This window comes from Caballeronia sp. BR00000012568055 (assembly GCF_029439455.1).
Classification (GTDB): Bacteria; Pseudomonadota; Gammaproteobacteria; order Burkholderiales; family Burkholderiaceae; genus Caballeronia.
On record NZ_JAQFVG010000254.1, the window covers coordinates 1 to 11239 of the forward strand.

Annotated in this window: 10 protein-coding genes and 5 pseudogenes; 9 read left to right on the forward strand and 6 right to left on the reverse strand. The window is 57.4% G+C overall.

What is annotated here, in order from left to right; translation table 11 throughout:
- A partial coding sequence (locus P7F28_RS15195) for a hypothetical protein (protein WP_277185352.1) occupies nucleotides 1-645 on the forward strand: 645 nt, incomplete at its 5' end.
- Between the two features lie 680 nt (nucleotides 646-1325).
- Here the strand turns inward: P7F28_RS15195 and P7F28_RS15200 are convergent.
- Nucleotides 1326-1529 (reverse strand): CsbD family protein, encoded by a 204-nt coding sequence (locus P7F28_RS15200; protein ID WP_277185353.1) that lies wholly within the window; start codon nucleotides 1527-1529, stop codon nucleotides 1326-1328.
- A 216-nt stretch (nucleotides 1530-1745) separates the two neighbouring features.
- Nucleotides 1746-2132 (reverse strand): annotated as a pseudogene (locus P7F28_RS33865) (serine hydrolase); the annotation flags it as partial.
- Here P7F28_RS33865 and P7F28_RS15205 point away from each other — a divergent pair.
- The 4 genes and pseudogenes from P7F28_RS15205 to P7F28_RS15220 form a co-directional block, all read left to right on the forward strand.
- Nucleotides 2102-3346 (forward strand): annotated as a pseudogene (locus tag P7F28_RS15205) (SulP family inorganic anion transporter); the annotation flags it as partial. The pseudogenes P7F28_RS33865 and P7F28_RS15205 overlap by 31 nt on opposite strands.
- Before the next feature lie 568 nt (nucleotides 3347-3914).
- The gene (gene istA / locus P7F28_RS15210; RefSeq protein WP_277185354.1) at nucleotides 3915-5468 is read left to right on the forward strand and encodes an IS21 family transposase; all 1554 of its coding nucleotides are present in this window, start codon (nucleotides 3915-3917) and stop codon (nucleotides 5466-5468) included.
- Nucleotides 5469-5483: 15 nt separating this feature from the next.
- A pseudogene (gene istB, locus P7F28_RS15215) lies at nucleotides 5484-6233 on the forward strand (IS21-like element helper ATPase IstB).
- 96 nt (nucleotides 6234-6329) lie between these two features.
- Nucleotides 6330-6785, forward strand: a pseudogene (locus P7F28_RS15220) (amidohydrolase); the annotation flags it as partial.
- A 537-nt stretch (nucleotides 6786-7322) separates the two neighbouring features.
- Here the strand turns inward: P7F28_RS15220 and P7F28_RS15225 are convergent.
- The 3 genes from P7F28_RS15225 to P7F28_RS15235 form a co-directional block, all read right to left on the reverse strand.
- Nucleotides 7323-7844, reverse strand: a complete 522-nt coding sequence (locus P7F28_RS15225; RefSeq protein ID WP_277185355.1) for an RES family NAD+ phosphorylase — start codon at nucleotides 7842-7844, stop codon at nucleotides 7323-7325.
- Nucleotides 7841-8245 carry an antitoxin Xre/MbcA/ParS toxin-binding domain-containing protein gene (locus P7F28_RS15230; RefSeq protein ID WP_277185356.1) on the reverse strand — a complete coding sequence of 135 codons (405 nt, stop codon included), beginning with the start codon at nucleotides 8243-8245 and terminating at the stop codon, nucleotides 7841-7843. The genes P7F28_RS15225 and P7F28_RS15230 overlap by 4 nt, the downstream gene beginning before the upstream one ends.
- Before the next feature lie 423 nt (nucleotides 8246-8668).
- Entirely contained in the window at nucleotides 8669-9016 is a 348-nt protein-coding gene (locus tag P7F28_RS15235) for a hypothetical protein (protein ID WP_277185357.1), read from the reverse strand.
- A gap of 435 nt (nucleotides 9017-9451) precedes the next feature.
- Between P7F28_RS15235 and P7F28_RS15240 the strand changes: the two genes are divergently transcribed.
- Together P7F28_RS15240 and P7F28_RS15245 are read left to right on the forward strand one after the other, a co-directional pair.
- A complete protein-coding gene (locus P7F28_RS15240; protein WP_277185358.1) occupies nucleotides 9452-9631 on the forward strand; it encodes a hypothetical protein in 180 nt (59 codons plus the stop codon).
- A 220-nt stretch (nucleotides 9632-9851) separates the two neighbouring features.
- A complete protein-coding gene (locus P7F28_RS15245) occupies nucleotides 9852-10142 on the forward strand; it encodes a hypothetical protein (RefSeq protein WP_277185359.1) in 291 nt (96 codons plus the stop codon).
- A gap of 105 nt (nucleotides 10143-10247) precedes the next feature.
- Here the strand turns inward: P7F28_RS15245 and P7F28_RS33740 are convergent.
- Nucleotides 10248-10448: pseudogene (locus tag P7F28_RS33740) on the reverse strand (sulfonate ABC transporter permease); the annotation flags it as partial.
- Nucleotides 10449-10693: 245 nt separating this feature from the next.
- On the opposite strand from P7F28_RS33740, the gene P7F28_RS15250 reads away from it, so the two are divergent.
- Both P7F28_RS15250 and P7F28_RS33870 read left to right on the forward strand, forming a co-directional pair.
- Nucleotides 10694-10942, forward strand: coding sequence for a hypothetical protein (locus P7F28_RS15250; protein WP_277185360.1), 249 nt, complete (start codon nucleotides 10694-10696; stop codon nucleotides 10940-10942).
- Nucleotides 10879-11239, forward strand: a 361-nt coding sequence (locus tag P7F28_RS33870) for a Bax inhibitor-1 family protein (protein ID WP_277185361.1), incomplete at its 3' end; no start/stop codon positions are given. The genes P7F28_RS15250 and P7F28_RS33870, both read left to right, overlap by 64 nt.

An 11239-nucleotide genomic window follows, 5' to 3' on the forward strand; every position in this document is an offset into this window, starting at 1 on the left:
CTCGAGCGCGTCCGGCAGGCATGGTTAGTGCAGAAGTTGATTTTGTTTACGTTGGTAATGGTTAATCCTCCTGGACTGCGAACAATGGCAAATATCATTGCTGGGCGTTTCGATACCTTTGAGCACGCGGGCACCGTGGCCAAGGAATTGCAGATTGAAGGCGTTTCGGATGACGACGTTTGGATCGTTTATGTCACTTCCCCTGGCCAACATGACCATACGCCGATCGGAGGGGATGCTATAGCCGACGAAGGGGCTAAGGCGGCGCATAAAGGTGCAGGCAAGGGCATAGTTATAGGCGGGGTCATTGGCGGGGCCATTGGAGCTGCCAGCGTTGTGCTGATAAATATCCCTTGGATTGTCATCGCCGTAGGAATAGGTTTGGGCGCTTACATTGGGTCGCTATCAGGAGCAATGTCTCGAACCAGACAATCTCAGAGCGAAACGCAGCCACCGGACACGTCCTCCGAGCTCGTACGAAAGGCGGGAGTCATGCTCGCGATCAACGCAGTAGATGTGAGCGAGGAGCGGTTAATTGAAGCGCTTCGTGCACATGGTGCAGCCGAAATCGAGCGCGCCAACGGGCAGTGGAGCGAGGGTGAATGGAAGGATTTCGATCCAACCAAGTCTCCGGAGTTCGTATGAACCCATTGCATTGCCACAGGAAGTGTTTGACGGGACTTCGGATCGCTGTAGCGCTCCCGATGTGCACCATATGTTGCTACCCAACGAGTGCGAGCGTTCTGACGTGACAAGGAGGCTATATAGCCTCATTGAAGTTTCCCGGCCGGCGCGCATGAAAAAAAGCCCGTCGCGCGACGGGCCAATGTCGTACTTCCATTCTCACGCGGGGCAAACGGATGCCACCAACTAACTTTACGGCGTATCTGGCATTAACTTGAGATAAAAAAAGGCCCGCCTCAACTGGAAGACGGGCCTCGACCAAATTACATGTGCCGTGGATGCACCACTTCAAGTTTATGAGGATGATTAACTTTAGGCAAGTACATGTCCTCGAATCAGTCGGCGTCTAAGCTTGTTGTAAGCGCAAAACACGGCGCTGTAAATGATCCACAGGCGATCGGCCTTCGTGGGCCGCGTTACGAGCCGAATTCGCCTTGCTCTATTGTTGTAAGCGGAGAGGCGGGGCACACGCCAACCATCTGTAGACGCGCAATTTTGCGGCTATGCACATCCAGCGTTGAGCGGGATTATGACCACTGGGATCGTAAAATAGGCGCACGTAGGGAGCCGCAATCTAATCTACAGCCTCGTCACTGTGCCATACGCCCGCAGGAAGCGGGCGCTGGCGCTCAACTTCGCGCTTAAGGCTTGGTGGCGTCGCCATGCTGCGTCGCCGCATCTTTCAGCGCTTCCTGCGCATCGCCTGCTTGCTTGCGGGCTTCGCCGGCGACCTGCTGAGCGTCGCCCTTTGCTTCCTGAACAGGATCGTTCGTCACTTTCCCGATCCCTTCATTAATCTTCCCCTTGACCTTCTCAGCCACACCCTTCACTTGATCTTCATTCATGGCGCCTTGCTCCTGGTTAGCCTGCATGCGCAGGCTTGTTAGTGGAGCAAATCTGATACCTGTTCGTGTCAAACCGCCTGTGCTGGTCTGCCCATGTCGTTCACAAGATCTTCTTTTTACTCTAGATGTCGTCCAATCGCCAGAGCGACCGGCGCCAACGGTGCGTCGTTCTGGGTAATAACAATGAACACTGCCGCATCCTTGAACGGATTCACAAGAATCACCGAACTGAATCCTGCCGTGCCACCATTCTTGAAAATCCTCTGGATGTATTCCGGGGGTTCCACTGCCATTGTTAATTACCCATGCCATGCCCTGTTGTGCGTTTCCGTTTGGGTGTGTGTAGCGCGGTCTTTGCGCTTTGCGCATTGCGGCAGTCAATTCGGCCGGAATCGGGCGGCCATCGATGTCGGCGTGCCCGAGCTTCGCCTCCCCAAATCGTAGCATGTCGGCAGCACTGGATCGCATCGCGCCTGCTGCATACCAGGCGTAAAGAGGCCACTGCGGCGCACGCTGCCCATTGCAAAAATGTCCGTCCGCGATGCGGCCAGGGACACTCATGGGGCCTACGAATGAACTTTCCATTCCTAGCGGCTGTAGCATTTCCTTTGATAGCTGATCGCTCCGTGCAGTCGCTTGTCATCATCTCCCTAGTCAAATATCACGGCGTCGAATACGTGCTTGCGGCCGGTATTCTTGCGGATTTATTGTAGATCGGCGCTGGGCTACTTAGACTCGGTGGACTAATGCGCTTCATGTCCAGGTCGGTCATCACCGGCTTCGTCAACGCATTGGCGATCCTCATTTTCATGGCACAGTTGCCACAACTGCACGACGCTCCGCCCTACGTCTACGTGATGGTCGCCGGAGGTCTCGGAATCATCTACCTTCTGCCTCGCTTGACCAAAGCCGTCCTTTCGCCATTGGTATGCATCATCGTCCTGACCGGCATCTCGATGGCGATGCACTTGAAATTGCGTACGGTTGGCGACATGGGATCGTTCCCTAACGAGTTGCCGATTCCAGCGTGGCCCAAGATGCCGCTCTCATTCGAATCGCTGAAAATCACCTTTCCGTATTTTCTTGCCGTTGCCGTTGTCGGTTTGCTTGCGTCACTGATGGCCGCAGCCATCGTTGACGACTACACTGATACGCCAAGCGATAAAAACTGCGAATGCCGCGGGCAAGGTATCGCCAATATCGCGGCCAAGGTTCTTGGAGGCATGCCTGGATGCGCCATGATCGGCCAAACGGTGATCAAAGTGAAATCAGGAGAGAGGGGACGGCTCTCCACGTTTGTCGCCGGTGCATCCCTGCTTGTGCTGGTGGTTTTTCTGGGGCCTGGGGTCGAGCAGATTCCGATGGCAGCACTGGTCGCAGTAATGATCATGGTATCTATCAGTACGTTTAGCTAGCGCTCGGTCCCAAACCTCCGCTCGCATCCAAAGAGCTCATCGGTCGTCACGATTGCGACGGTAAATGTGGTTGTTGCAACTAGCAACCTTGCAATCGGCGCGCTCGTTGGCGTTCTACTGAGCGCGCTGTTCTTTACGGCAAAGGTTCGTAAGGTCGTGGTGGTTGAGTCATCACTGGACGAATAATTGGGCAATCGGCGGTACGTTTTGCGTGGGCAGGTTTTCTTCGCTTCCTTCGAGGTGCTAGTTTCCGAGTTGGATTTCCATGAGCGCGTTCGGTCGGTACAGATCGATCTGTACCACGCGCATTTCTGGGACATCACTGCGATCGACGCGCTTGACCGCATCGTAAATAAATGTAGGCACAACGGTATCGGCGTCGATCTGCATGGCGTGAACAGACCGCTTTGCGGCACAGCAGACGGCCGTTGTGGGTCGGAAGTGAGCGTTCAATCGCACCTCGTCGATGGCAACTATCGCTGAACTCGTGTCTGAGTTGTCATGGTCGATATGGTAAAAGCCAATGAACGCAAGTAAATCAGTACTGCTTATATGTCACGGCCAAATAGAAATGTCCAATGCCTGGATCATTAGCAATGTCCGATTTCTCTGCTGTTGAGCCAGCAATGCGGCGTTGAAGCAGACAGTTTGAACGGGCAGGGTGCTGAATGCGTATTTCGGCGAAGCCGAACACGGATTTCGGTTGAAGTCGAACGGGTTTTCCGAAGGAAGGTGAACAGGCGTTTCGCTTCAAGTCGAACGGTTTCGGGGAATTCCGAAATCGGCGTTCGGCTCTTCGAAACGCGTGTTCATCTGCCCGAAATTGGTGTTCGGCCCGCCGAAACGGCTGTTCACTCCGCCGAAATGCGTGTTCGGTGGACCGAAACGAGCGGCGCGATTTCGGTTGGCGGTACTGCGGATGGCCCAATCCGCCGGCGGTTAAGGTGACTCCTTTTGGGAGAAACCGACGATGCCGGCTCACCGGACGACCATGCGCAAAATAAAAGATGTGCTTCGCCTCAAATGGACCTGCGATCTGTCTCACCGACAGGTGAGCAGCGCGCTCGGCGTCGGGCTCGGCACCATTACTCAATATCTACAACTTGCCACTTCGGCCGGCCTGGACTGGGCGAAGATCGAGCCGCTGTCCGAGGCAGAGCTGGAGCAGTTGCTTGTCACTGGCAGCGTTCCGACGACGGCCACGGGCAAGCGCATAGAACCGGACTGCGCCGGGGTGCACCGGGAGCTACGCCGCAAAGGAATGACGTTGCAGTTGCTGTGGGAAGAATACGTCGCAGCGAACCCTGGCCAGCGGACCTTGCGCTACACGCAGTTCTGTCAGCGATACAAGGATTGGGCGCAGACGTTAAAGCGGTCGATGCCCCAGCAACACTACGCTGGCGAGAAGTTGTTCGCCGACTACGCCGGGCAAACGGTGCCGATTCTCGATCGCAATGGCGGTATCGCGTTCAAGGCACACATCTTCGTCGCCGTGCTCGGCGCATCGAATTACACGTATGCGTGCGCCACGCGCTCGGAAGCGACACCCGACTGGATCGGTGGCCTCACTGACGCGATGGAGTTCTATGGCGGCGTGCCAAGGTTGCTTGTGCCTGACAACCCGAGAGCACTGATCTCGAACGCCGACCGCTACGAACCCACGCTCGGCCTGACCACGCAGGACTTCGTGAGCCATTACGATACCGCGATGCTGCCCGCACGCCCGCGCAAGCCGAAGGATAAGGCGAAGGTCGAGGTCGGCGTTCAGATCGTCGAGCGCTGGATTCTTGCCCGCCTTCGGCATCACCGGTTCTACAGTCTGGCCGAACTGAACAAAGCGATTTCCGGGTTGATCAACGATCTGAATGCGCGGCCGTTCAAGAAGCTCGATGGCACTCGACGCGAGTGGTTCGAGCGGCTCGACAAGCCGGCGCTCCGCCCGCTTCCGACGCGACGATACGAGATCGCCACCTTCCAGAAATGCCGCATCAACATTGACTCCCATATCCAGGTCGATGGCCACTATTACAGCGCTCCGCATAGCCTTGTGCGTCAGGAAGTCCACGCGCGCGTAACACGTTACGGCGTGGAAATCCTGCACGGCGGCAAACGAGTTGCCGCCCACGCCCGCAGTCGGCTAAAGGGGAAGTACACCACCGTGGCCGAGCATATGCCGGCGGCGTACCGCGCGCACCTGGAATGGACGCCAAGTCGGCTGCTGAACTGGGGCGCATCGATCGGTGTGAGCGCCGAGGCGATCGTCAAGCATTTGTTGACGAACCGGCCGCACCCGGAAATGGGATACCGCTCGTGCCTCGGTCTGCTGTCACTCTCGCGCAAGTATGGCAAGGAGCGACTCGAAGCGGCGTGCCAGCGAGCACTCGTGATTGGTGCGCCGACCCAGCGCTCCGTGCGAACCATCCTGCAAACCGGCTCTGACAAGCAGCCGTTGCCACGAAGCGGGGCCATCGAATGGCAGTCGCCGCTGCACGAGAATGTGCGAGGGCCCAAGTATTACCACTGACCTTAGGAGGTCACGATGTTGATGCAGCAAACCCTCTCCCAGCTTAAGGGACTCAAGCTGGACGGCATGGCTCGCGCGTTCGAGGAACAGGCGGCGCTGACGGCCAGCACTAGCCTGTCGTTCGACGAACGCTTCAGCATGGTGGTGGATCGTGAAATCGCCTGGCGCGATACGCGGCGGCTCGAGCGATTGCTCAAGTCTGCGAAACTCAAGAATCCCCAAGCCTGCGTTGAGGACATCGAGTACTGACAGAGCCGAGGCCTCGACAAGAGTCTCGTCGCGACACTCGCCAGCTGTGACTGGATCCGCAATGCACAGAACCTCATCCTCACAGGGCCCACTGGCGCCGGGAAAACATGGATTGCATGCGCATTCGGCCAGCAGGCCTGCCGACAAGGCTTCTCCGTGCTGTACGTGCGGGTCGCCCGGTTGTTCGAGGAGTTGAAGATCGCCCATGGCGACGGCAGCTTCACACGTCGGCTTGCTCAGCTCGCAAAAATGGACGTCTTGTTGCTTGACGATTGGGGACTGCAGGACGTCGACCAGGGCGCGCGCAACGATTTGCTCGAAGTGCTCGACGACCGAGTCGGCACACGGTCCACGATCATTACCAGCCAATTGCCCCTTGAACACTGGCACGCCTGGCTCCAAGACCCGACGCTCGCCGACGCAATACTCGACCGCCTCGTTCATCAGGCTCACAAGCTCGCGTTAAAGGGCGATTCGATGCGCAAGAAGAGTGCGCCTGATCAAAAAGTAGCCTGATGTCGAACACTCGCAGTACAATCTAAGCACTACGCAGCACCTCCCTTCTGGCCTGTTCGACTTCACCGAAACGGGCGTTCAACTTCCCCGAAATACGCATTCTCGTCTGGCGCGTGGGCTGAAGCCGTCGCCGAACGCGTCAGGCGGGGCTGGCATATCGAAATCAACGATCGCGCCGCACGTCTTCATGAATCGTTGGCGCCGCTCGTTGCGTCAGGCGTGAAAGTGGTCGTCGATCACTTTCGCATGCCCGACCGTCAGCAGGGCATCGACGACCCTGGGGTTCGACGCTTGCTGGCATACGCCGAAAGTCGTCAGGTCTGGGTGAAGCTGTCCGGCGCGTATCGGACGAGCTTTGACGTAGCGCGCAGCGCGGCGCCTCTTTTGCTCCAAACGTTCGGCGCAGACCGCCTACTTTGGGCGAGCGACTGGCCCTTCAACCAATACGAGTCGACGCAGAACTACGCCACGCAGCGCACCACAATTGACGAGTGGATTCGCGATGCGAAGCAACGCGAGACGTACTTTGCGAGACACCGCGCCAGCTTTTGATGTTTTGAGCGCAAAGACAATCGCACAAGACATTCCCCGATCGGGGGAGAAGAGTATTACGCTACCCAACGAGATGGCTGAGTTCGTGCAGGCGAGGACGACTTGTGACGACTGCGCGTCAGACAACAACGTGTTACGCGACGCGCTTCGCGCCCCGCTTGAGCGAGACTACGCGGTCGAAGCCCGGCTTCGTGCAGATCGTATTGGCCGAGAATGCACTTTGCGTCCATCCAGAACGAGGGTTGTCGACGGGTGAAGTGCAGGTTGAATGGTTGCGAGAGCAGCTCAACCGGAGATCTCACCGACGATTCACAAAACCTCCCAACATGCGACTGCCTCTCACAGTCAAACGCCGGCCTTGATTTTACATAATTAGCATGATCATTCGTAATGCGAAGTATATTGCCCGTGCAAACAATCGATCTTGCTAAACCGTCGGCTGCAAGGGCATGTTTGACACGGAATGTCTTAAGGATATCGATTCCGTTGGGGAGGCAAGGGCGTACGGTCCCTGATGTCCGCCGAGCTCTCCGAAGCTCAATCCCAAGAAGACTGGTTTCGCGGCAAAGCGTTATATGGATCGTAGACGTCGAAGTGGTCTGTCGGGTCAAGACGTTCGGTGTACAGAACGAGGTTCGTACCGTCAGGCTTCAGTCGTGATTTAAAGAGGATACCCTTGGCGCCGCTGGCGACGACCTCATCGCCAAGGATCCAGCTGGGCGGCTCGATCCGTTCATTGAACCAGCAGTGACGCCAGTCGCAATAGAAATCCTCCCACAACGCAGACCACTTTCCGCTGTCGTACCCGCCGGTGAAATCGACAATCGGAGCGGCCGTGAGGTTGTAGCTGACCAGGGTCCCCGGTGGCATCAAGGACGACAGCTGCTGATACTCTCTGATGGCCGTGTCGTGGTCGAATGCCAAGTAGAGCGCATTCAGCCCGACACGATTCGCGCGACCGCCGTGCGTTCCCGCTCCCGCGCCGCTTGTCGGCGCAACAGCCCACCGGGGAACGTGCATACGATAGACAGTTACCCCAGCCAATTCTGTGAGGATCATCCTGCCGCACCCGCCTCGAGCGACGAAACGTAACGAAGGACGTCATCCGCCCGGCTTTCGGACACCAATTGCTCGGCGGTTCTGTAATTGAACACCGGCAGCGGTTCGTTGCGATACCAGAACAGCGCCTTCGTGACATCGCCTGAGATATCCGTCGCGGCACGGATGACCCGCAGAGCGTCGCGGAGGAATCGTTGTACGCTTTCGGACGCAGGCTGCCGGCTGATGGTGTTCCGATGGACGTGTGCTTGCTGGGCAAGGGTTTGCAAGTCAATATGCAAGGCCTCGCCGAAGCGCCGAGCGGAGACAATCGGGGCTGGGTCTTCGGGATCGCGTAATGAGGCCATGAACCGGTCGAAGCTCAAGTTTGCACTGGGAATAGCACCGGTATCCGAATTCATGGCTCGCTCCACGCACATAATGAGGACAATTTTAGCACAAATATCAATACCACCGCCGAGTATGAAAGCCGACGTTCTCCTCGTCGCTGGTGTCGCGGTTACGCCTAGTGACCAAAAAAAGGGGGGATATAGTGCAAATATTGTGCGTCGAAGCGACTGGGCGGACAAAATCTCACGTGAAACCAAGCACTGTCTTCCATGACGTGCGACTCTACATCTACATACTTAAAATTCGATAATTCGCTTTATGTCAACTGTGCACCGAATTCTTTTGTATTGATTGCGTCGACTGTACGGCTCGTCTTGGGCATCGTCGCTGACGACAACCGGGCCGCTCGGCCATTCGGGAAAATATCAGCCTTTCTGCGGCGAATGCGTCCTAGGAAGGCCGGCAAGGCCCGAGCGGCTGAAAGCGCTAAGCACTCACGGCCCTTCGCGCGCTTCGGCTACCCGACGTGCGAGTAGATCCGATATTCGATTGCTGTAGCCGCGAGGACGCCGCACATCATCGAACTCACGACACCGGCACCGGTGACGTCCTGTCCCGCCAGAAAGCAGTCCATGGATGAGCGAGCGCACGTTCAGCGCATTCGAAAGAAACCGGTGCGGACTTGCTTTGGTCCCGTAGCTGGCGCCCTGTTGCGCTCCCGTATAGGCTTGCATGGTGAGTGGCGTGGAAAGTTCGCGATCGCTTACCATCCGCGCCAGTTCTGGAAAGTGATGAACGAACTGTGCGAGCATGCTGCGTTCGAGCGTCGCCTTGAATTCCATGTAGGCTTCGGGCCTGTCCTGCAGGACCGACGAGCGCCACTGCGAAAATCGCTCCCAGTGATCATGGCCACCACTTCTGCAGTATGCCGCTGATGATCACCGGGCGCGTATGCCGCATCCTTCAGTGACGGAAACGACACGAACAAAATCGGGACCGCCTTTCCTCCAATTTTTCGTTCAGCGCTTTTGTCCGCTTCCGCTCCCAGGATAACCTCACGCCACACTCCGCTATCGGTGGTCCAGTCTTCGTGGACCATTGGTTAGCCGGGGACGTGCCATGCGAACGGATGTTGCCGTTAAGGCCGAGATACAACGTCACGTGACAGACCAATGGTCGGAGTGAGCATACCTGTTGCGACCATGCGGTATGCCGCAGTGTTTCCGGGAGTAAGTCCACCGTATTACGCGCGCCGATGGCCGAAAAACCGCAGCTGCATGCTGTTCGGTTCCGTCGTCGAGCCGCGCGCCCGTGACCGCGCCGCCTTCAATGTGCAACGAGCGAACCCTGGCGTCGAGTCGAATGGCGCCGCCCGCCTGTTCGATCACCGGAACGAGTGTTTGCGCAAAAACGCCGTACCGCCGCCGGATACCAAGCGCCGTTTAGACAATTGGTGATCACAACAGCATGCATGCCGAAACGCGTCTGCTCCACTGGCATGCCGCTGTAATCGCCTTTCTGCGCGAGGAGCAGAGCAAGCAATCGCGGATCGCTAACGACGAATTCGATCACCTCCGCGATGCTGCCCCCACCATATAAGGTGCTGGATTGATCTGAGTCAGATAGCGAAAGGATGGCCGCATTAAGGTAGGCAGCACGCTCGTGTGGAGTGCCGCTATGTACTCGTTGAAGCCATTCTTTGTCGAGATTTTTCCGGAACGTGTGGACGGCTGGATCGCGGAAGCGCTGTTCTCGCGGCAGTGCGACTATTCGAAGCCCATCAAAGTGCCAAAGGTCACATTTCGCCTAGGTACAGTGCAGCCGACCAAGGCCAGTGCCGAGCGCGATGCTATCGAGTGGGCCCGTCGCTTCATCGCGTCGTCGACCGACGTGTTGGAATCCTCCCTCAAACTCGAGGAAACTCGCCAGAGCACACGCCTCACGCCGTGCAAGGCGACGAAGCTTTAATCCGGAATATGCGGCGATACTCAAATCCCGCCGCACGCCCTGGTGCCCGAGCGTCTGGAACAAGCCGGCCCGAAATGCCCAGCGCAATGCTAGGGTAATCGCCCGCGTCGGTCCCCGGCTCACGGCTTTAGAAACGATGCTGGCATTCCAGGTGCCACCGGACGCTGTGAGCGCGCTCGCACCGGCGATCACGTTAAACAAGATGCACCGCTGCGTGCCGAGAATCATGAGAGGACTGAGCCACATCCCCGGCGTGAGGTCGAAGCGGACAATCAGGAACACCACCACGGGAAAGAGCAGGTTAGCCATTCGCTCCTTACGTGTTCGAATCGTCTTCGAGGCAGTGTGGCGGCAGGCTCGAGACTACGGTTGATGAAAATCAAGCGGAATGAGTGCAAATTCCGCATTCACTGTAGGGAGTTGCCTACAAGCCAATGGCATCGACTACACCAATCTCAGTCCTCGCTGATTTCACCTTCGGACCGCTTGTCCAATACTTGAATCACGCAATGACAACGACCACGTGTCGCCGGTCGATTTAGGAGAGGATCATGAACGCCAACTTCGTTTCCCTCAGGTCGCTGGTCGACAAATGGTTGGCCCCGACGCTTGCGATGCCCGCTCACGTCACCGGTGTCGGCCGCCTTCTCAGAGATCGCGTTCGCTATGTCAGGCTCGAAGGCCGCACGTCCAGCGGCCCTCTCGCCATCGTTTTCTTCCGCCACGTCGATGGCTCGTGGAGCGTATTTCCCCCGGCGCCGGAGCTTCCCACGATGCGCGCCGGCCTTCTCGCGAAGTAAATCGCGGCTGTTGTTGGGCCATCGCTTTTTGTGGCGCCGCTTCCGGCATCTATGTATCGATTGCCGATACTCCTTTGTTCTGGCTCGTGCCGCTCGCGCCGCTCGGGCTGGTCATGTTTCTGAGTTTTCGCATCGATAACATGAGTCGCGGTGAGGCGCAGATCAGCTTCTGGCTCTATGCCGCGTTGGTCGGGTTCTCACTTTCAGGGATATTCCTGATCTATACGGGCGAAAGCATAGCCCGCGTTTTCGTGATCAGCGCGGCCACCTATGGTGCAACCAGTATCTATGGTTATA